Origin of the sequence: Pseudomonas sp. RV120224-01b, from assembly GCF_003208145.1 — a bacterium.
Classification (GTDB): domain Bacteria; phylum Pseudomonadota; class Gammaproteobacteria; order Pseudomonadales; family Pseudomonadaceae; genus Aquipseudomonas; species Aquipseudomonas monteilii.
In genome coordinates this window covers 1-21,552 of record NZ_QKMQ01000024.1, presented here as the reverse complement: position 1 = coordinate 21,552, position 21,552 = coordinate 1, and the positions used below count along the sequence as shown (strand labels likewise).

Annotated in this window: 15 protein-coding genes; 4 read left to right on the top strand and 11 right to left on the bottom strand. The window is 61.0% G+C overall.

Annotated elements, in window-relative coordinates:
- Nucleotides 1-6 precede the first annotated feature (6 nt).
- Both N436_RS26640 and N436_RS26635 read right to left on the bottom strand, forming a co-directional pair.
- Nucleotides 7-3,408 (bottom strand): TM0106 family RecB-like putative nuclease, encoded by a 3,402-nt coding sequence (locus N436_RS26640; RefSeq protein WP_110742377.1) that lies wholly within the window; start codon nt 3,406-3,408, stop codon nt 7-9.
- A gap of 61 nt (nt 3,409-3,469) precedes the next feature.
- Nucleotides 3,470-4,948: a hypothetical protein gene (locus N436_RS26635; RefSeq protein WP_110742376.1), complete on the bottom strand. Its 1,479-nt coding sequence runs from the start codon at nt 4,946-4,948 to the stop codon at nt 3,470-3,472.
- Between the two features lie 220 nt (nt 4,949-5,168).
- Between N436_RS26635 and N436_RS26630 the strand changes: the two genes are divergently transcribed.
- The gene (locus N436_RS26630; protein WP_105946195.1) at nt 5,169-5,816 is read left to right on the top strand and encodes a HEPN domain-containing protein; all 648 of its coding nucleotides are present in this window, start codon (nt 5,169-5,171) and stop codon (nt 5,814-5,816) included.
- A gap of 74 nt (nt 5,817-5,890) precedes the next feature.
- On the opposite strand, the gene N436_RS26625 is transcribed toward N436_RS26630, so the two are convergent.
- On the bottom strand, nt 5,891-8,284 hold the full coding sequence (locus tag N436_RS26625; RefSeq protein WP_110742375.1) for a TonB-dependent siderophore receptor: 2,394 nt from the start codon (nt 8,282-8,284) through the stop codon (nt 5,891-5,893).
- A gap of 88 nt (nt 8,285-8,372) precedes the next feature.
- Nucleotides 8,373-9,908 (bottom strand): MFS transporter, encoded by a 1,536-nt coding sequence (locus tag N436_RS26620; RefSeq protein WP_105946197.1) that lies wholly within the window; start codon nt 9,906-9,908, stop codon nt 8,373-8,375.
- A 126-nt stretch (nt 9,909-10,034) separates the two neighbouring features.
- Here N436_RS26620 and N436_RS26615 point away from each other — a divergent pair, with 126 nt between their 5' ends.
- The gene (locus N436_RS26615) at nt 10,035-10,904 is read left to right on the top strand and encodes a LysR family transcriptional regulator (RefSeq protein WP_105946198.1); all 870 of its coding nucleotides are present in this window, start codon (nt 10,035-10,037) and stop codon (nt 10,902-10,904) included.
- A gap of 7 nt (nt 10,905-10,911) precedes the next feature.
- On the opposite strand, the gene N436_RS26610 is transcribed toward N436_RS26615, so the two are convergent.
- The 4 genes from N436_RS26610 to N436_RS26590 all read right to left on the bottom strand — a co-directional run bounded on the left by N436_RS26610 (nt 10,912) and on the right by N436_RS26590 (nt 16,341).
- The gene (locus tag N436_RS26610; RefSeq protein WP_110742374.1) at nt 10,912-11,952 is read right to left on the bottom strand and encodes a YhcG family protein; all 1,041 of its coding nucleotides are present in this window, start codon (nt 11,950-11,952) and stop codon (nt 10,912-10,914) included.
- 144 nt (nt 11,953-12,096) lie between these two features.
- Nucleotides 12,097-13,488 (bottom strand): GABA permease, encoded by a 1,392-nt coding sequence (gene gabP, locus N436_RS26605; protein ID WP_105946200.1) that lies wholly within the window; start codon nt 13,486-13,488, stop codon nt 12,097-12,099.
- A gap of 382 nt (nt 13,489-13,870) precedes the next feature.
- Nucleotides 13,871-15,214: an MFS transporter gene (locus N436_RS26600; RefSeq protein ID WP_110742373.1), complete on the bottom strand. Its 1,344-nt coding sequence runs from the start codon at nt 15,212-15,214 to the stop codon at nt 13,871-13,873.
- Nucleotides 15,215-15,396: 182 nt separating this feature from the next.
- Nucleotides 15,397-16,341: a 2-hydroxyacid dehydrogenase gene (locus N436_RS26590; protein ID WP_110742372.1), complete on the bottom strand. Its 945-nt coding sequence runs from the start codon at nt 16,339-16,341 to the stop codon at nt 15,397-15,399.
- Between the two features lie 99 nt (nt 16,342-16,440).
- On the opposite strand from N436_RS26590, the gene N436_RS26585 reads away from it, so the two are divergent.
- A complete protein-coding gene (locus tag N436_RS26585) occupies nt 16,441-17,328 on the top strand; it encodes a LysR substrate-binding domain-containing protein (RefSeq protein ID WP_105946203.1) in 888 nt (295 codons plus the stop codon).
- 47 nt (nt 17,329-17,375) lie between these two features.
- On the opposite strand, the gene gudD is transcribed toward N436_RS26585, so the two are convergent.
- Both gudD and N436_RS26575 read right to left on the bottom strand, forming a co-directional pair.
- Nucleotides 17,376-18,731 carry a glucarate dehydratase gene (gene gudD, locus N436_RS26580; RefSeq protein WP_105946204.1) on the bottom strand — a complete coding sequence of 452 codons (1,356 nt, stop codon included), beginning with the start codon at nt 18,729-18,731 and terminating at the stop codon, nt 17,376-17,378.
- Nucleotides 18,732-18,750: 19 nt separating this feature from the next.
- Nucleotides 18,751-20,103: an MFS transporter gene (locus tag N436_RS26575; protein ID WP_110742371.1), complete on the bottom strand. Its 1,353-nt coding sequence runs from the start codon at nt 20,101-20,103 to the stop codon at nt 18,751-18,753.
- A gap of 261 nt (nt 20,104-20,364) precedes the next feature.
- Here N436_RS26575 and N436_RS26565 point away from each other — a divergent pair, with 261 nt between their 5' ends.
- Nucleotides 20,365-21,066, top strand: a complete 702-nt coding sequence (locus N436_RS26565; RefSeq protein ID WP_105946207.1) for a FadR/GntR family transcriptional regulator — start codon at nt 20,365-20,367, stop codon at nt 21,064-21,066.
- 183 nt (nt 21,067-21,249) lie between these two features.
- Here the strand turns inward: N436_RS26565 and N436_RS26560 are convergent.
- A partial coding sequence (locus tag N436_RS26560) for an IS3 family transposase (RefSeq protein WP_146232681.1) occupies nt 21,250-21,552 on the bottom strand: 303 nt, incomplete at its 5' end.

Here is a 21,552-nt window from a genome sequence, read left to right as displayed (position 1 = left end):
GGGCCGCTATGCACGCATAGCGGGCAGGCGTTGCTGCTGTCCGTACCGGGCTGCCATGCACAAGCCGTTGACCAGGCTCATGTCTTGCGGCGTCTGGCAACGAATGGCTGTCAGCGCCGGGCTGGCAACGATGCAAGCCAGCGACTTGGCCCGACTGACCGCCACATTCAATCGGTTTTTCGAGTACAGAAAGCCAATATCCCGGGGCAGGTAGTCTTCATTCGACGTGGCCATCGAGACGATGACAATTTCGGCCTCCTGCCCCTGAAACTTGTCCACAGTACCGACGCGCGCGCCAGCAGGCAGAACCTGTTTCAACAGCTGCACCTGCAAGTTGTAGGGCGCCACGACCAGGATGTTTTCCGGGGTAATGGTATGTTCCTCGCCAGTGGTGTTCACGTAACGCTGGCATAAGAAATACGCGTACAGCGCTTTGATGTACGCGGCCTCTTCGTCGGAGCTCTGCCCGTTGCCGTCATGCTCGACAGCGCAGAACATCAACCCGGTGGCTGGTACCTCCGGCCGAGCGCCATCAAGCAGCAACTGCTGCAGCTCGGTGCCTGGCGCCGATGACAGTTGACCGTTATACATCGCCTGGGAAATGAACGCACAAACCTGCGGATGCATCCGCCAGGTTTGTCCCAGGAACACGCCGCGGCCTGCTGCAATGGTGGGTGTACCGTTCAGCAGGTAGTCAAGGATCGAATCACCAGAGCGGCCCGGATGCACGCCTTGCACAGGTTGCGACAGCTGCATCTGGTCACCCATCAGGACAATGTTGCGTGCCGCCATGCCCATGGTGACCAGGTTCGCCACACTCACTTGGCCGGCCTCATCAATGAACAGGTAATCCAGCTGTTCAGTGAAGGCCTCATCGGCAAACAGCCAAGCCGTACCGGCGGTCAGGTTGATACCCGGCCCCCAAGCGTCGAGGAACTCCTTCTTGTTCTCGATGGAGCGAATGCAGCGCCCAGCGAATTCCGTGCCCTCTCCTTCCGATGATTTTTTCAGCCCCGTGAATGCAACACCCTCTGCTTGTGCACGCACCTCGACAGCAGCCAGCAGGTTGTTGATGGCATGGTGCGAATTGGAGGTTACACCGATGCGCTTGCCCGCCTTGAGCAAGTCGACAATCACGTGCGAGCCGGTATAGGTCTTCCCGGCACCCGGCGGCCCCTGGATGAACAGCACACTGTTCTCGAGGTTGCGTACCACTTGCTTGATGGCATCGGTCGTCGCCAGGCGTGGATCTAGCAGCGGTGCGCCCGGCTCAATACCTTTCACCCTTGGCGCGCGACGATGGAGGAAGTCCGCCACTGCCTGGAAGCGCGGCTCAGCCGCCAAGACGCTGTCTGCATAGCGAAACAGTGCCTCGCGCAGCAAAGTCGACGGGATTGGCCTTCCGGGAATCATGTCGAAGGCAACCGGCGGCGCATTCCTCACGGTCGCTTTGAAAACCGCCAGACACGCGTCGTTGTCCAGGCTGACCAGTTGCGCAGTGGCCAGGGACTCTGTGATGACGCCTTGAGAGCCCGAGCGCATCTTGCTTTCCTGGGGATCGAAACTGTATTCAAACAGAAACGACTGTTTGATCGGCTCAGGCGGTGTTTTCGTGCGCCGTAAACCGGCAAGGCTTTCAATGTCTTCCAGTAGCTCCTCAGTAGTCATGTCCTGACGGCTAAACAGCTGCCACCACACAGGCTTCTCTGCCCTGCGGTGGAAGTCGAGCAGCTGGAAGGTGAGCAACCTGACCTGGTCTGCTTCGCTCAAGGCGCTGTCGTCGGCAGACAAGCCAGCGAGCAATCTATCGCGATAGACCTCCAGTCGAACCTCGATCTCCTGCAGCTCCGCTACCGCTTTCTCGCCTTCAGCTTCCGGCACAAGAGCGGTGCCTGCATCCTGCGGCTTGATGCTCAAAAGCCAATTGCGCAGCAGATAGGTGGATAGCACGTCGTCTTCGTTGTAGCGCTCGATCTGCTCGAGCAAGGCCTGCTCGCCAGTCTCTTTCCAACGTTCATAAAACACGATGCTCGCACCGGCATTGGTAACATCGCCGTCGCGCTTGGCCATGTAGAAGTGCTCGATGTTCTTGATCGAGTAGCTGGGCTCGGACACTCGGATCGCTTCGCGCACCACCTTGTAAAGGTCAACGAGCTTGCCGTTGCGCAGCAGCCAGTCCACTTGCGCCTCGCGCGTGCCATGCTGGCTCATCAGGCGCTTGATGGCCGTCTCTTCATAGCTGGCATAGTGGTAAACATGTGCGTTGGGGTAGCGCTTGAGGTGCGCGATGACCCAATCGATGAACTGCTCGAACGCGAGCTTTTCCTCGTCCCGGCTGTGCGCCCAGAAAGGTTTGAAGAATTGTTGACCGCCTTCGTCGATATACAGGCCGAAGAGGTACTCCAAGCCGCCCTCCTCCAGCGGATTGCCCTCCATGTCGAAGAACAGATCGCCCTCGACCGCAGCGGGCATTCGGCCGAAGCCACGCCGTTGCCCCGTGGCCGGCAGCAGCTCGAACAGCGGGGTATCGCTGGAGCGCCCCTGAAACTGCAAACGTGCCTGATGGCGCAACTTGTTCAGTGACTCCACTTGCAACCTGGGGATGCGCAAGTCGTCGGCACTACCCGCCAACTGCTGCAATGTGCTCACCCCACCGGCCTGCAGTTTCTTGACTTGCGAGCGGCTGATGCCGGCGACTGCCGAAAGGTGGTCATCCTGCAAGCGCTGTTCGCTGCAGTGTTCGCGCCAGCCGCAAAAGCCACAATGTCCACAGGGCTCAGGGTACGTCACACGCTGCCCGTCACTGTTCACGAACGCATTGAAACGCTGCAGTACGTTCTCCAGATAATCGGCGTAATCAGCCACCCGAAAAGCCTGTTCGGTACGTGCAGCATCACCCAGCACGATGTACATGAACTGCGGCTGTACCCCCTGAATGGCAACCAGCATTCGCGAGTAAAGCGCAACCTGCACCAAAAACTTTGCCTTGGCCGACTTGGCCAGTTTGGTATCGATGACTTCATAGCAGTGATTGCCCAGCGCCGATACACCCGGCACTTTACGCAGGAAGTCGGCGTGCCCGATAAAGGCACCTTCCTGAAGCGAGGCCTGAAAGATGATGTCGGCGCCAGCCTTCATGGCCTCGATGGTCAGCTCCACCCGCCGTGCAAAACTCGGGTTGCCTTCGGCAATGTCTACGACATCGGCATAACTGCTTTTCAAGCGTTCGAGAAACGCCGCTTCATGAGCGAGCCCCTTATCCTGAATCAAACGGTTCTGTTCACTTGCAGGCGTTTTTTCCATAGGCGTGACAAGGTGCTGCAGCTCCAGCGCTGTCAGGTGCTGACATTCCAGAAAGCCGCAGATATCCGAGGCGGAATACAGCTGAATCCCGTTTCGAGTTTGCATGGTTGTATCCCACCTGATGTATGCCCGGAGGCACATGACACTTCACTGTTGCTTGCATGGCTCAGGTGTCGAGCGAGCAATCCTGGTAGAACTGCTTGAACAGGGCCGTCGGCAAATGGTTCTCGTCCAACAGACCGAAGTGCTTACCTACTTTGCGTCCAACGTCCATGAGCGTCTTGGCAGCGTGTTCGGTACCGGCATGTCCGGCGCTCATGATGTAGTCGACACGCGCCTTGCCAGTCCCTGCGTGCGCATAGGCATTACCCGTGATCAATACATCCACCAGGCAGACACTGACTCGCTCGTCGCCCAGCACGAACGGCTCCAGCGTTTCGGTTGCCAAGGCGGCGCGCAATCCGTCCTCGCCACCGGCGACGATGCGCTCCAGTTCAGCCAGTGGGCGCTCGAACAGATCGAACTCCTGCATGGAGAACGGGAAACAGTAGTCCAGCGCAGTGCTGCGGGTAATCGGCTTCTTGTCACGCGGCTTCGCCACCAGCCAGTCGACGAAGGCTGCTTTTTCGTCGGACGCACCGCTGCGGCGGAAGGCCAGATAATCTCTGAGCACTTGGCCAAACACATGCCCTGTGGGCACCCAACCAGTCTTGCCACGCGTGCGAGACGAGCCCCCGCCTTCCTCTGCAGCAGCGTTGGGATCAGTTGCCAGCGTCAGGCCAAAACAGCGCAGGTCGTAACCCAGCATGAACAGGCTGGCCTCGAATGCATGGCAACGCGCAGGCATTGCACCTTGCTCAGAAAACCAGCTGGTGCGCTGGAGCAGTGCGCGGATAATCCAGCCCAACCTTACCTGCCAACGTGCCCACTCGGCATAGTCGATGGCCGAAAACTGCGGCGCAGCCAGGCTGTTCAGGAACGCGCCCGGGTTGCGGACCTGATCGCCACGCGCACCACCGGACGGAAACCGTAGCAGGGGTTTGCCACGCCCTGCCCATTGCTGGCGAAACAGCGAATACAACATGGCAATCGCTGCACCCACACGGCTGTCATAGATGGGCGACCCCGTCACATCGAGCAAGGCGTGAATCTTGGTCAGGCCCGAGTCAAAGCGCGCGACACTATCGTCGAGTTCATCAAGGTCATTGTCACCGTCGAGCGACATGAGCCCTGCCATCTTTTGCAGGTAACTCGACAGCTCACCCCGAGCCGCCAGCCGATGCAAGAACGGAATGGCACCCACTACGCCGCCCCACCGCAGAATCTGCAAGCACGCCAGCAGCGCTTGTTGTTCGTCACCTGCATTGACTGCACTGGCCAACCACTCGCGCAATTGCCCCAGCGAGCGCTGGGTCTGGGCCCAGGTCATGGACTCAACTGCACTGCGATTGGCGTCGTACCAGCTTGCCTTCCAGCGATAGTGCCCGATTACCTGCTCGATTCCCTGTACATCAACCGTCAATCCGCCGGGTACACAGTTGCTGGCCTTGAAGCGCAGCTTGAACGTGAGTACCGGCAAGTTGGCTGCGAGCCACGCAATGAAAGACTCTACTTCGGGTTGTGCCAGGAACTCTTCACGCTTCATGCAGGCTGCCTTGCGAGATAATGTCGAATGGCCATACCCTAAGCAAAATGACCGGCAACGTCCACGTTGGCTGTTCATACAGGTAAACAATTGGAGCAGGTTGGAGCGCCCGGATCAGACAGGTTTCCCCACCGGCTACCAGCAGCTTCAATACCTGTAAAGTTTTCAGACACACGCTACCACTTTACGGATCGTTCACCACCTCAAGGATCAGCCCTTCATGGACCATCAAGCACTCAAGGCCCGTCACCGCCAGGAACGTGAAGGCCATCACCCCAACCTCGCCTTGCGCGTTCATCGCGCACTGAGTTGGCTGAACCGTGCAGAGCAGGCAGATGATGTCGATGGGCGCTTCGTGTTTCTGTGGATTGCATTCAACTCTGCTTATGCGACAGACATCGATGAAGCGTTCCGCCTTTCCGAGCAGTCCACATTCAAGGCTTTTCTCGACAAACTCTGTGCATTGGACAAACAGAACCTGATCGAGAACCTGGTGTGGTCCGAGTTCTCGGGCAGTATTCGGGTGTTGCTGAACAACCCCTACGTGTTCCAGAGTTTCTGGGACCACCAGAACGGCAAGATCACCGAGCAGCAGTGGACCGAACGCCTTGCCAGCGGCCAGCGCACGGCACAACAAGCACTGGCCAACCGCAACACCGCTGGCGTGCTGGGCGTGCTGTTCAATCGAATCTATACCCTGCGCAACCAGATCATGCATGGCGGCGCCACCTGGAACAGTAGCGTCAACCGGGACCAACTGCGGGACTGTGCCAACCTGCTCGGCAAGTTAGTGCCGGTGATTATTCTACTGATGCTGGATAACCCAGATACCTTGTGGGGGGATGCTTGCTATCCGGTTGTGGCTTAGGTTGACGGGGGATCTACCGCGCCTACGCCCTCCAGGCAGGCTCAAATCCCCCTCCAGATTCAGAGAGCCCAGCCTTACCAGCTATAACTCACCTTGGCCGTAACCTCCCGCCCCGGGTTGTAGTAGTTCGCCGTCCCCGACCCCACCACATGCTGCTCGTCAAACAGGTTGCTCACATTCAGCGCAAGGTCTGTCCCCTTGGCAATCTTGTAGTTCAGCGCCGCGTCAAACAGCGTGGTGCCGTCGCTTTTCTTGGTGTTGGCAGCATCCATGTAATAGCCACCTACGTACCGAGCACCCAGACCAACGCTCACATCCGTGTTGGCAATGTCGTAGTAGCTCCACAGCGAAGCCGTATGCTTCGGCGCCACGGTGAATTCCTTGCCCTTGAGCGAAGTACCGTCATACAGCGCACCGCGCAGCACCTCCGTTTCCATGTAGGAATAGGCACCGATCAGGCTGAGGTTTTGCGTAACTTGTGCCTTGGCTTCCAGGTCCAGGCCACGTGCACGTGACTCTCCCACCGTCTGCTGCTCGATGATGCCGCTCGGCAGCACGACGGCGATGGTGACGTTTTCCTGGGTCAGGTCATAAACGGCAGCAGAGAACAACGCATCCATACCCAGTGGCGAGTACTTCACACCCACTTCGTACTGCCTGCCGGTCTGCGGCGTTACGCCAACCTGCGGAGGCGAAACCGATTCCACCATGCTCACGTAAGTGGAAACTTCATCGTTGACGATGTACGTCAGCGCGCCACGGTAGGACGTTTCAGAGAAGTTGTCGCTTTGCTTGTTCACCCCGCCGACGTACTCGGTGCTGGACAGGTCCATGGAGTCATTACGCACACCCGCTGTTGCGATCAGGCGGTCATAGAAGGACAGGTTCTGCTGCAGGAACACGGCCTTGGTGGTGGCGTCGTTCTTCTTGCGGGTATAGGGCGTAACGCCGCCCGGCACGCCGGTGAATACCGGGTTGGCGATATCGATGGAGGGCGCCAGGCTGTAGACAGAGCTCTGTTTGGTGGTCGAGTCGAGGTATTCCACACCCACCAGGGTGCTGCTGTCGATGTGCTCGAACTGGGCATCGTATTGCAGCATCAGGTTGCCGTTGAGCTGGTCGGCATCGCTGTCAGTTCCGAATACATAGCGCGGTATGGTGGTACCCACCCGCGACGCGCTGTCGCTCAGGTAGACATAGCCAAAGTCATCGCTCAACTCGCTGTAGCGCAGGTTACTGCGCAGCGTAAAGCCGTTGTCGAAGTCGTGGGTGATGTTGCCGCTGAGGCTGGTGCGCTCGACATCGTGGAAGTTGTAGCCGGGCTCGCCGTAGAAGTCGCTGCGGTCGTATTCCTTGTCCAGTGGGTAGCCACCGCTGTTTGGCGAGCTGTTGGTCTTCAGGTAGTCGAGGATCACCGTGGCCGAGGTGAAGTCGGTAGGTGCCCAGGTCAGGCCACCCATCACGAAGCGGTTGTCGTCCTGCGAATGGTCGTACTCGCGGTCGCTGTTCTGCATCTTGGCAGTGAAGCGGCCCGCCAGCGTTTGTTCGTCGTTCAGCGCATCGCCTACATCGATACCGGTCTCGGCATGGTCATAGGAGCCATAGGTCACGTAACCCTGGCCAAACTTTTCGAAGCGCGGCTGCTTGGTCACGAAGTTCAACGAGCCACCCGGGTCTGCCGGGCCGAACAGGGTGGAGTTGGCGCCTCGTAGAATTTCGATGCGCTCGTAGGCGTAAGGGTCTTCGCGCACACCCCGCATCGAGCTCAAGGTCAGGCCGTCACGGTACGTGGTGGCCTGAAAGCCGCGGATCTGGAAGTAGTCGTTGCGGTCGTCCGAGCCGTAGAAGTCGCTGACCACGCCAGGGGTGTATTGCAGCGCCTCTTCCGTGGTGCTGACACTGCGCTGCTGCATTTCCTTGTTGGTTACCACAGACACGGAAGCTGGTGTGTTGAGGATGCTGGTCGCTACCTTGCCACCTACCCAAAGCTCCTTGGCAACCACCGAGTTGATGTCGTCATCGGCACTGGCCTTGACCTTGGAGTTGATGATGATGGGCGCCAGGCGGTAGTCCTCGGTCGCACCCAGCTCCAGCGGGCCGGCAGGTTTTGGCTGCGGCACCACCAGATAGGCACCCGGGCCTTGCTGCTCAGCCTGAAGCTCGGTCCCCTGCAACAACGACGAGAGTGCAGCCGAGGTGCCCAGCGTCCCCTGAACGCCCGCCGTGTTGCGGTTGGCGATGCTCTGTGCGTCGTAGGACAGGCTGATACCAGCCTGGCGCGCAAAGTGGTCAAGCGCCGGCGCCAGTGGGCCGCCAGGAATGTTCCATTGCTGGACTTGGTTGTTGTGCTCAGCGTTTGCAGCTTGCGCAAGCGCAGGCAACGCAGCGCTGCTGACAACCAGGCCCAGGAAAGCAGCGTGCACGGCACGGCTCAAAGGATGGCGCTGTGAAACCGGGGTAGAACTCATTCTCTCGCTCCGTAGGGGGTCGGCGGGGCGGCCTGTAATCCGGCCTTATCTACAGGCCGGACGAGAATGAGAAATCACCTCATTTATTTTACGACGCTATCAGCACGTCCTGCCGGGTGGGCAGCGGGCGGTTCAGCAGCACGCCAACCAACACCGCAAACAACAGCGCGGCAACACCCGCAACCTGCAACACGGCCTGAAAACCACCCATGAAGGCCTGCCGCGCAACGGGAGCTACTGCGTCACGTAAACCCGGGTCGAGCAACGCCAGCGCCGCCTGCAAGTCCCCTGCGGCAACCCGCGCGGCCATCGCAGCAACCTGGCCCGATTGCGCGGGCGCTACAACAGCCATGGATGCGTGCAGCAACTGCCCGCTGCGCGTAGCCAGCACACCGCCGAGCACGCCAATGGCCAGCACGATCGCGCCAAACCGAATGGTGGTACTCAACCCCGAGGCCATGCCGGTTCGCTCACGCGGCACACACGCCATGATGTTCTTCTGTGTATCGCCATTCAGCAGGCCGGCACCCGCGCCCAGCACCAGGCTGGCCAGGGCGAATGCGCCATAGCCGCCGTGGCGCGTGGCCCAGGCACACAGCAGGTTACCCGTGCCCACCAGCACCAGGCCCAGTGAAAATATTTGCGCCGGGCTCATGTGGGCAGCCAGGCGCATACCCAAGCGCGGCGTCAGCAGCATGGCGATGGCGAATGGCAACATGCCTGCGCCAGCCGCCAAGGGTGACAGTTGCAAGCCGCTCTGCAAGTAAAGCGGCAGCAGGGTCATCATTACCTGGGCGCAGGCTGCGTAGGCGAACATGCCCAGCAAGGCGCCAACGAAACGCCCGCTACGCATCAGCTGCAGGTCGATCATCGGCCGCGTCTGGCTGCGCTCCACCATGATGAACAGGCCGAACAGGAAGGCACTGATCACCAGTCGACCGAGGGTTTGCGCGCTGCTCCAGCCCACCTGGTTGGCATCGATCATCGCCCAGATCAGGTAGCCCAGGCTGCCGGCGAAGGTCAGGCTGCCCCAAGGGTCGAGCCGCGCGGCGGCGCTGTCGCGAGACTCCTCGACACTGCGCAAGACCATCACCGCCAGCAATGCCACCAACGGCAGGTTGATGTAGAAGATCCAGCGCCAGCCCAAGGTGCTGGCAATCACGCCACCCAGCAGCGGCGCCAGGGTGATGGTGGCGCCCATGCAGGCCCCCCAGAAGGCCCAGGCACGCATGCGTTCCTGGGGTTCATGAAAGCGGTTGCCGATCGCCGCCAGGGCCGAGGTAAGCAGCAACGCGGCACCAATCCCCTTGGCGGCCCTGGCCAGGTCGAGGAACAGCAGGTTGGGCGCCGCACCGCAGGCCAGCGAAGCGATGCCGAACAGGGCCAGGCCAAGCAGCAGCATGCGCCGCCGGCCGAAGCGGTCGGCCAGGCTGCCGGCGGGCAGCAGGCAGGCGGCGAAGGCCAGCAAATAGGCACTGACCACCCACTCGATATCGGCGAACGAGCCGGACAGGTCACGGGCGATACTGGGCAGGCTGACGGCGACAATGTTGGTGTCGAGGATGATCAACGCACAGACCAGGGAGGCAGTGAGCAGGGTAAAGCGTGCAGAGGGGGCAGGCATGGCAGGCTCCAGATGCGGGCTGGTCGCCGCAGCGCCAGCCTTGTAGTGTTGGCCTCACCATAACGCCGCCAACCCCAGGCCTTGTTAGCCCAGGCGGCCTGCGTCATTACCCTGTAGGTAACACCCATGGAAATCCGCCATTTCCGCTATTTTCTCTGCGTTGCCCGCCACGGCCATTTCACCCGGGCCGCCGAGCAACTGGGCATCGCCCCGCCTACCCTCAGCCGGCAGATCCAGGACATGGAGCGCGAGCTGGGCGTGCGCCTGTTCGAACGCAACCAGCGCGAGGTCAACCTGACCGCTGCCGGCCAGGCCTTGTTGATCGAGGCCGAGCACGCCGTGCGCCAGTTCGACGCCGCACAACTGGGCGCACAACGGGCCGCCCGTGGTGAAAGCGGGCGCATCGAACTGGGCTATGTGGCTTCAGCCGCCTACTCTGGCATGCTCCAGCAGCAAGTCGCCCGCTACAGCGAAACCTGCCCCGGCGTGCGCCTGAACATCCGCGAACTGCCCATGGCCGAATTGCCCGGCATGGTTCGCGATGGCCTGCTCGACCTGGCCTATGTGCGCTCGCCAATGGAGCTGCCGGAAGAGCTTGATGCCATCGCGTTGCATCAGGAAGGCTTTGTTCTCGCCCTGCCCGCCAGCTCACGCATCAACGAAGTGCCGCAAGTTCCGGCCGCGCGCCTGGCCAATGAAACCTTCATCTTGCCGGAGCAGATTTCCGGCACGCTGGAGGTGGCGGCACAGGGTGGGTTTGTTCCCCGGCTTGGTCCGCAGCCCGGCAGCCTGGTGGCGGTGATTACGCTGGTATCGCTCGGGCAAGGTATCGCAGTGGTCCCGGAGTCGGTGGTGCAGCGTATCAACCTGCCACAGGTGAACTACCGGCGTATCGTCGATTGCCAAGCCAGCTCTTGGCTCAGCCTGCTTCACAGGCGTTTCGAAAAAGCACCGGCGGTGAAGCGCTACGTGGAAGGCGTGAAATGCGGTGCATGACCGATGCTCAGGCGTCCTCTTGCGCGGTAGCGCCCAAGGCATAGAACTCATGCAGTTTGGCTTGCAGCAGCGCCTTGTCCGGCAGGCGCGTTTGATACTCTGCAATCAATGCAGGAGACAAACTGCGATTCAGCGCGTACTCGACCACCTCGTCGTCCCTGCTGGCGCATAGCAACACGCCGATGGCGGGGTTTTCATGAGGCTTGCGCTCGTTGCGATCCAGTGCCTCCAGATAGAAATCGAGCTTGCCAAGGTACTCAGGTTCGAAGCGGCCAACTTTCAGCTCGATCGCTACCAGGCAGTTGAGGCCGCGATGGAAGAACAGCAAATCCAGCGCGAAGTCCCGGCCGCCGACCTGAAGCGGGTATTGAGACCCAACGAAGCAGAAATCCCGGCCCAGCTCGATCAGGAACTGTTTCAGTCGGTCCATCAATGCGCAATGCAGATCTGACTCGGCATGCGTTGCTGGAAGTGCAAGGAACTCCACAACGTAAGCATCACGAAAAACGTCCATGGCCGCCGGGTAGTTCTGCTTCAGCTGAGTGGAGACTTTGGCCGGCTGCGTAACGCTACGCTCAAACAAGGACGTTTTCAGCTGACGCTCCAGTTCGCGCTTTGACCACCTCTCCTGAATCGCCATCCGCACATAGAAATCACGCTCATCTGCGCGTTTGCATTGGCTGAGAATGATGTGATTGAGCGTCCAGGGCAATTGTCTCACCAGTGGTGAGACTTTTTGATCGTCGCGGTAAACCTCATAAAATCGACGCATCCTGAACAGATTGGGACGGGTAAACCCTCGCAGTCCCGGCTGAGTCAGCGCCAGATATGCCGCCAGCTGGTTGACCACCGAATCCCCCCACTCGGCGCGCTCCAGCTTGCGACTGATGTGAGCCCCTACCTGCCAGTACAATTCGATCAACTGCGTGTTGACCGCCTGCACCGCACGTTGCCTCGCGTCCCTGATTAACCCGAGCACTTCCTCGAACCGGTCATCCTTGACCGAAGGAAGGGCCGTCGACGCTTGGGATTGTTGTTCTGCGCTCATGCCTCGACTCCCTTTATGAATTCGACAGGAAGTCTACGCCTGGTAAGCCGCCTCCCAACCGCTGGCGGCACCAAACAAGTGTTTCAAAAAAACAAAGGGCACCCATCCACAGGTGCCCTTTGCCCTACCGCCAGGTGAACTCAATCACCCCATCGAACGCGCCCCCACCGGTTGCGCATGGCCGCGCGAAGTCACGATCCCCAGGAAGGAAATCACGATCGCCAGGCCCAATGTGGAACTCACTTCCGCCCGGTGCTCGGGCGTGTACATCATCACCGCCAGCGCCCCGGCGATGAAGATGATCACCGCCCAGGTCAGGTACGGGAACAGCCACATACGGAACTTCAGCTCGGTGTTCTCCCGCTCCAGGCGGCGGCGCATGCGCAGCTGCGAGATGGCGATGACCATGTACACCAGCAGGGCGATGGCGCCAGAGCTGGCCAGCAGGAACTCGAACACGCCCTTCGGCGCGAAGTAGTTGAGGATGGCGATGGCCGCGCCGATCAGGGTACTGCCAAACACTGCAGCACGCGGCACGCCAACCCTGGAGGTCTTGTTGAGGAAGGCCGGGGCATCACCGCGCTTGGCCAGCGAGTACATCATCCGCGAAGCAATGTAGATTGACGAGTTCATGCAGCTGGTCACGGCCACCAGCACCACCAGGTCGACCATGAACGCCGCATTGGGGATGTTCATGATTTCCAGCGCACGCTGGTACGAGCCCACCACGGCCAGTTGCGGGTCGTTCCATGGCACCACCGAGATGATCACGAAGATCGACAGGATGTAGAACGTGCTGATACGCCAGATCACCGAGCGGGTGGCCTTGGCGATGTTGCGCGACGGGTCGCTGGACTCGGACGCGGCGATGGTCACCGCCTCGGTGCCGATGAAGCTGAACATCACGGTAATGAACGCGCCCACCACGGCCGACCAGCCCTTCGGCGTAAAGCCGCCGTGCTCGGCCATCAGGCTGCTCAGGCCGCTGACCTCGCGGTTAGGCAGCCAGCCCATCAGCGCGGCAAAGCCCAGGCCGATGAAACCCAGAATCGCCGTTACCTTGAGAATGGCGAACCAGAACTCGAACTCACCGTACTTGGCCACGCTGAACAGGTTGGTGCCGGCCAGCAGCAGTACCGAGGCCAGGGCGAAGATCCAGCTGTCCACCTGGGGGAACCAGGCGTTCAACACATGCCCGGCGGCCAGCGCTTCGATAGGGATCACCAACACCCAGAACCACCAGTACAACCAGCCGATGGTGTAGCCGGCCCAACGGCCGATGGCCTGGTCGGCATAGGTGGAAAACGACCCGGTGTCAGGGTGTGCCACGGCCATTTCGCCGAGCATGCGCATAACCAGAACCACCAGGGTCCCGGCCACGAAATAGGAAATTATGGTAGCTGGCCCGGCCGCCGCGATGGCATGGCCAGAGCCTACGAAAAGTCCGGCGCCGATGATGCCGGCGATGGACAGCATCGTTACATGACGTGGCTTGAAACCTTGTGCAAGGTTGCCATCAGATCCCACGGTGTTCATTGATGTTGTTCTCTTTTTGCTGACACAAGGATGGACGGGCAGGCGTAGGCGAAAATATCTCCTTTCAAATCAATAAGTCGACAGGTTGCTCGCGCGCTGTTGTTGATCTTTGGCACGCATCACAGAGCAAGGTGTCATTGCGGTTCGGGCTTCATTTAAGCCCCGTAAGGCTGTGGGAAATTACACGAGAACGCCCCGGAACTGTTCGATCACGACAGGGCAATTCCATTCACGCCAGATGTCGCGAATGGCATGCCCGATCGCGCCATCGGGCAGTCTGAAGCTTTTGTTTTTCATTTGAATGTGCCACTTGGTCTGGCCACGCTTGAGCACCCACAAAAAAGCCCCGGTCTCCCGGGGCCTCTGTTGCCAAGGCGTCTGCCTACGCCTGCCCGGTGCGCTCGAAGCGTCGGGCCAGCAACAGGTAAGCGAGGATCCCCAGCACGCCATGGGCGGCCACGAACCAGAGTGCGTTATGGAACGAGCCGGTGCTGGCCACCACATAACCGATCACCAGCGGGGTGACGATACCGGCAACGTTGCCGATGCCATTGAACACACCGCCGCACAGGCCAACCATCTTCTTCGGCGCCACATCCGACAGCACCGCCCAACCTACCGCTGCCAGGCCCTTGCCGAAGAAGGCCAAGGTCATCATGGCAATCACCGCCGCGTTGCTATCCATGTAGTTGGCCAGCACCAGGCTGGTGGACAGTGCCATGCCGATGATGAACGGGGTCTTGCGCGCCCTGGAGGGATGCACGCCACGGCGGATCAGCCAATCGGAAACGAACCCGCCAAGGATGCCACCCGTGAAGCCACAGATGGCCGGCAACGCAGCCACCCAGCCTGCCTCCATGATGGTCATGCCACGGCCCTTGATCAGGTAGATCGGGAACCAGGTGATGAAGAAGTAGGTCAGCGCCGTGATGCAGTACTGGCCCAGGTACACCGCCCACAGGTTGCGGCTGGTGAACAGTTGCATCACTTCGGAACGGGTCGGTTTGCTTTGGGTCGCCTTGCGTTCCTTTTCCAGGTCGACCAGGGCGCCGCCTTCACGCATGTAATCCAGCTCTTCGCGGCTCAAACCTGGCGCGCTGTGCGGTTCGTGGTACAGGCGGAACCACACCACGCTCAGTACCAGCCCCAACACCCCCATCCAGATGAACACCTGCTCCCAACTCAGCGTATGGGTCATCCACGCCATCAGCGGGGCAAACACCACCACAGCCATGTACTGCGCCGAGTTGAACAGCGCCGAGGCGGTTCCACGCTCACGGGTGGGAAACCAGCAACTGACGATGCGCGAGTTGGCCGGGAACGCCGGCGACTCCACCAGGCCCAGCATGAAGCGCATGGAAAACAGCGCGACCGCAGCGGACACACCGGCCAACCCCATCCAGCCGACAGTCCCTTGCAGCAGCGTGAACAGCGACCAGAGGATCAGGCTGATGCCATACACGCGGCGGGCACCGAAGCGGTCGAGCAACCAGCCCCCGGGCACCTGGCCCAGGGCGTAGGCCCAGGCGAACGCGGAAAAGATCATGCCTAGCATGACCGGGTCCAGGCCGAGGTCCTTGAGCACCTCGGTGCCGGTGATCGACAAGGTGGCGCGGTCGGCGTAGTTGATGACGGTGATGACGAAGATCAGCGCCAGGACCAGGAAGCGATGGCGACCGACCCCGGCCACGGCCTGCGGTGCGGCGACGGCGGATTTGCTGTTCATGTGGACCCTCTTGCTTCTCGATGGAAGCGATTGTTCTTGTGAAGAGAAGGTGTGGCCCTTGGGCCTTTTGTTGCTTGTACTGGCCTCTTCGCGGGCATGCCCGCTCCCACAAGGGACCTCACAGGTCTCAAGGCATGCGCTGTACCTGTGGGAGCGGGCGTGCCCGCGAAGAGGCCCTTGAGCTAAACCACCCGATTCGGCGGTAACTCACCCCGGAAGCAGGCCTCCAGATTGCTTAAAACCATGCCCCCCATCTCCAACCGGGTCTGCAACGTGGCACTGCCCCGATGCGGCTGAAGGCTGACCTGGTTGAGGTCCCGCAAGGCCGGCGGCACTTGCGGCTCATCGACGAACACGTCCAGCCCGGCGCCGGCGATACGCTGCTCGCGCAATGCCTCGACCAGCGCGTCTTCATCCACCAACTTGCCGCGCGCCACGTTGATCAGGTAACCATTCGGCCCCAGTGCCTCCAGCACCTCGGCCGTTACCAACACCTGCCCACCATCGGCAGCAGCGGCGACCACCAGCACGTCCACCGAACGCGCCAGCTCGACCAGGTCAGCCTCATAGCGGTAACCCGCATCCGGCTGTTCACGCCGCCCGTTGTAGGCAATGCGCATGTCGAATGCCGCCGCACGCCGGGCAATCGCCTTGCCCACCTGGCCAAGCCCGACAATGCCCAGGTCGATACCACTGGCCCGCCGCGCCAGCGGCAGCTCGACCGTGCCCCACAAGCCATCGCGCACCAGCCGTTCGCCCTCGCCCATACGGCGCAAGGTGTTGATGATCAGGCCCATCGCCAGGTCAGCCACGTCGGCGGTGAGTACACCCGGTGTTGTGGTGACATGGATGCCGCGGCTGGCAGCATGGCGAAGGTCCACAGCGTCGGTACCGATGCCGCTGATGGCGATGATCTCCAGCGCGGGCAGCTGATCCATCAGCGCATTGGACAGCCCTTTGGCACCGCCAGTGACCACACCTCGAATGCGTGGGCCAACGTCGTTGATCAGCTGTTGCGGGTCACGGTGTTGATACAGGCGATGCACCTGATAAGCGCTGACCAGTTGGGCATCGATGGCCTCGGGGACTGGCTGGGTCAGCAGCACTTCGATGGCGTTTTCGTTCATGTTGAGCATCCGGCAGTTCGAAGACATGACTCGATGCTAGGCCTGCAATTGATACAGGTCTAATATAGATACTGGATCGAATAATTCAGGAATTGAATCATGGAGCTGCACCAGTTGCGCTGCTTCGTGGCCGTTGCCGAAGAGCTGCATTTCGGCCGTGCCGCCACCCGCCTGCACATGACCCAGCCACCCTTGAGCCGGCAGATACAACTGCTGGAACATTCCCTGGGTGTACTGCTGCTTGAGCGTAACAACCGCCAGGCGCGGCTGACCCTGGCGGGCCAGAGCTTTCTTGAAGACGCCCGGCGCATCCTGCAAATCGCCGACTCGGCCAGCCACTCGGCACGGCGCATCGCCCATGGCGAGGCAGGCCGGCTGACCCTGGGCTTCACGGCGGTGGGGGCCTACAGCATGATCCCGCGCTTGCTGGTGCATGCCGGGCAGACGTTGCCGGATATCGAACTGGTGCTCAGCGAACGGGTTTCCAGTACCCAGGTGCACGACCTGGAAGCCGGCCTGATCGATGTCGGCCTGGTGCGCCAGGTGCTGCCCAGTGCGCGCGTGGAGTACCTGCCGATTCACCGCGAACCCTTCGTCGCCGCCCTGCCCGCCGGGCATGCGCTGGCACCGCGCGAGCGGATCAGGCCAAGCGATTTCGATGAGCAGCCTTTCGTGATGTACAGCGCCAACGAAGGGCGCTACTTCCATGACCGCATCGCCAACCTGTTTGCCCGGCATGAAGTGCAGCCGAAGTACCTGCACCAGCTGGGGCAGACGCATTCGATTCTGGGCCTGGTCAATGTGGGGTTGGGGTGTGCGGTGGTACCGGCCTCGGCGCAGGCGCTGCGCCTGGAACAGGTGGTGTTCAGGCCGCTGGTGGGGATGGAGCAGCAGGCGGAGATTTTTTTGGCGTACTGCCGGGATAACCCCAACCCGGTGCTAGGGGCATTTGTAGAGATGGCACGGGCTTTCTTTGAAGCAGGATAAAAGGTGATGGCCTCTTCGCGGGCAAGCCCGCGAAGAGGCCGGCAGCTTTAACGCACCAGGCAAGGCCGCTTGTTATCGAAGCTCCACCCCGGAATCAGGAACTGCATCGCCACGCTGTCATCCCGCGCGCCCAGGCCCATGTTGCGGTAGCACTCATGCGCCTTGGCCAGCTGATCCTCATCCAGCTCCACCCCCAGCCCCGGCCGTGCCGGTACCCGCACATGCCCGTCAACAATGCGCAGCGGCTCACGGGTCAGGCGTTGGCCATCCTGCCAGATCCAGTGGGTGTCGATCGCGGTGATCTCACCCGGCGCCGCAGCCGCCACCTGAGTGAACATCGCCAGCGAAATGTCGAAGTGGTTGTTCGAATGCGAACCCCAGGTCAGCCCCCAGTCATTGCACATCTGCGCCACCCGTACCGAACCCTGCAAGGTCCAGAAGTGCGGGTCGGCCAGCGGGATGTCCACCGACTGCAACTGGATTGCATGGCCCATCTGCCGCCAGTCGGTGGCGATCATGTTGGTGGCGGTCGGCAAGCCGGTGGCGCGGCGGAACTCGGCCATCACCTCGCGGCCCGAGTAACCGTTCTCGGCACCGCACGGGTCTTCGGCGTAGGCCAGCACATCGTGCTTGTCGCGGCACAGGGCAATGGCTTCCTTCAACGACCAGGCACCGTTCGGGTCAAGGGTGATACGGGCTTCGGGGAAGCGCTCGGCCAGGGCCGTTACCGCCTCCATCTCTTCCTCTCCCCGCAGTACACCGCCCTTGAGCTTGAAGTCACTGAAGCCATAACGCGCCTTGGCGGCCTCGGCCAGGCGCACCACTGCTTCCGGGGTCAGGGCCTTTTCGTGGCGCACGCGGAACCAGTCATCCTCGGCATCGGCCTCGTTGCGGTAGGCCAAGTCGGTCTGCTGGCGGTCGCCGATGTAGAACAGGTAACCCAGCATCTTCACGGCATCGCGTTGCTGCCCTTCACCCAGCAATGCCGCCATCGGCACGTTGAGGTGCTGACCGAGCAGGTCGAGCAGCGCCGATTCGATGGCCGTTACCGCATGCACGGTAATGCGCAGGTCGAAGGTTTGCAGGCCGCGCCCCGCCGAGTCGCGGTTGGCGAAGGTCTGGCGCATGGCATTGAGCACGCGCTGGAAATGGCCGATCGGCTGGCCGACCACCAGGGTGCGGGCGTCTTCCAGGGTTTGCCGAATTTTTTCCCCACCCGGCACTTCACCCAGCCCGGTGTTGCCAGCGCTGTCGCGCAGCACCACTACGTTGCGGGTAAAGAACGGGCCATGGGCGCCACTGAGGTTGAGCAGCATGCTGTCGTGGCCAGCCACGGGGATCACGCGCAGGTCGGTGACCACCGGGGTGCTGGAGTGAACGGCGGGATTGGTCTGCATATTCATGGTTGTTGTCTCGCAGTCATCAGTGGGTCTGGCCCAGGGCCGAACGGGCCTTGAGGTCATCGGAAGGGGCGCCCTTCGGGCGAGTGCGTACAAAGAAGATGGCTATGGCCGCCAGCACCGAGGTCACCGCCAGGCCATACAGGCCGCCCTGGATCGAGCCGGTCTGCTGCTCCAGAAAACCGAAGGTGGTAGGGGCGACGAAGCCACCAAGGTTGCCGACCGAGTTGATCAGGGCGATCACGGCCGCCGCGATGCGGGCGTCCAGGTAACCCTGTGGAATCGGCCAGAACAGTGACGACGCCGACTTGAAACCGATGGCGGCGAAGCACACGGCCACGAAGGCAAACACCGGCCCGCCGGTGGTGGACATGAACATGCCAATGGCAGCGACCACCAGCGCCCCGGCCACCCACGCCTGCTGGAACTTCCAACGCGCAGAGCCGGCCGCGAAGGCATACATGGCCAAGATCGAGATCAGCCACGGGATCGAGTTGAAGAAGCCGACCTGCAAGTCGCTGAGGTCACCCATGCGCTTGATGATGCTCGGCAACCAGAAGGTGGCAGCGTAGATGGTCAGCTGGATGCAGAAGTAGATGAGGCAGAACAGGACAATCTGGCGGTCCTTCAGCAGGCTCCAGGCCGAGGGTTTGACCGCCCCCACCGCTTCGCGCTCTTGCTGCTCGCGGTCGATGGTAGCTACGAGCGCGTCTTGCTCGGCCGGGCTCAACCACTTGGCATCCTGTGGTTTGGAATCCAGCCAGAAGAACACGAAGAAGCACAGCACCACCGAGGCCATGCCTTCGATGAACAGCATCCACTGCCAACCGTGCATGCCCAGGCCCTGAATCTGCATCAGCGCACCGGCCAGCGGCCCGGAAATCAGCGAGGCCAGCGCAGAGCCGCTGAGGAAGATGGCAATCGCCTTGCCGCGCTCTGCACCTGGCAGCCAGCGGGTGAAGTAGTAGATCACACCGGGGAAGAAGCCCGCTTCGGCAACACCCAGCAAAAAGCGCAGCACGTAGAACTGGGTTTCGTTCTGCACAAAGGCCATGGCCGTGGCCACCAGCCCCCAGGTGAACATGATGCGGGTCAGCCAGAGCCGCGCCCCCACCTTCTGCAGCAACATGTTCGAAGGCACTTCGAACAAGGCGTAGCCAATGAAGAACAGGCCGGCACCAAAACCATAAGCTGCGGCACTGATGCCGAGGTCGCTTTCCAGGTGCGGGCGGATGAAACCGATATTGACGCGGTCGAGGTAGTTGACGATGAACATGATGACGAACAGCGGCAGGACGTGGCGCTTGACCTTGGCCACGGCACTGGCCAACGCGTCGCCTTCAGTCCGGGCAGACGGAGCGAGGGTGTCGTTCACTTGTGAATCTCCCACTAATTGTTTTTGTGCGGGTCGGGGTTGTCTGACATGGCAGTGGGGATGAGCATATGCCCAGCGAAGTTGTACGACAAGATCAACAAAATCGACAAATACGCAAAATACAAGCTGTCACAATGCCAATTTGCTGCGATCTTGCAAAAACTGATTGGCTACGCGTGGGATTGGCAACAGGAAAAAACGGCAAAAAATATTTTTATGGTTTAACTTGTCGTACAAGCACAACAAGAAGTGGCTCACACCATGGAACCCGAACACTCGCACAAACGCGGCCATAGCCGCGCCCATGACCTGGTCTCCAGCCTGACCCAACAGATTTTGTTGGGCACCTTCAGGCCTGGGGACAAATTGCCCTCGGAGAACACCCTGGTGCGCGAGCATGGCGTCAGCCGAACGGTGGTGCGTGAAGCCTTGTCGAAATTGCAGGCCTCGGGGCTGGTGGAGCCGCGCCACGGTATCGGTACCTTCGTGATGGAGCGCCAGCCACAAGCGGGGCTGCGCATCGGCGCGGAGAGCGCAGCCAATGTGCGCGACCTGCTGGAACTGCGCATTGGCCTGGAAGGCCAGGCCGCTGCTCTGGCCGCACTGCGTCGTGACGAGGGGCACCTGGCTCGCATGCGCCAGGCACTGGATGACTACCAGGACCTGGCGGCGGCCGGCGACAGCTGCATCGAGGCGGACCGGCGCTTCCACCTGCTGATTGCCGAGGCCACCGGTAACCTGTACTTCACCGAGATGCTGCTGCAACTGGGCAACAGCCTGATCCCGCGCAACCGCATGGCGCTGGCCGAACGCGGCGGGGCGAAGCTGGCGCGGCAGGCTTACCTGGCGAACCTGGAGCATGAAGCCGTGCTCAATGCCATCCGCCGGCAAGACCCGGATGCAGCGCGGGCGGCGATCTGCCTGCACCTGTCCAACAGCCGTGACCGGTTGCTGCCGGACTGACAAACAGCGCAATGTTCTCAGACCTGATGCGATCGTTGTGGGAGCGGCCTTGCGTCGCGAAAGGGGCGCGCAGCGGCCCCAGAATTTCAGCCATCCTGCAAGATCGCCGGGGCTGCTGCGCAGCCCTTTCGCGACGCAAGGCCGCTCCCACAATGTGGACTGCCCCCCAAAAGTTGGACAGTTTTAGCCAGTGGTCTGAGTCCTGTAGCTCACAGGGCTCAGGCCATTGAGTTTCAGCCTGATGCGGTCATGGTTGTAGTAGTGAATGTACTCATCCAGTCCCGCTTTTAGTTCCTCGACACTCTCAAAGCGATTCAGGTAGAAAAACTCCGACTTGAGCGTGCCGAAGAAGCTTTCCATCGCCGCATTATCCAGGCAATTGCCTTTGCGGGACATGCTCTGCTTCACACCTCGTGCGGCAAGTTTGTGACGGTATTGAGCCTGCTGATAATGCCACCCTTGATCTGAGTGGATGACTAGCTTGGG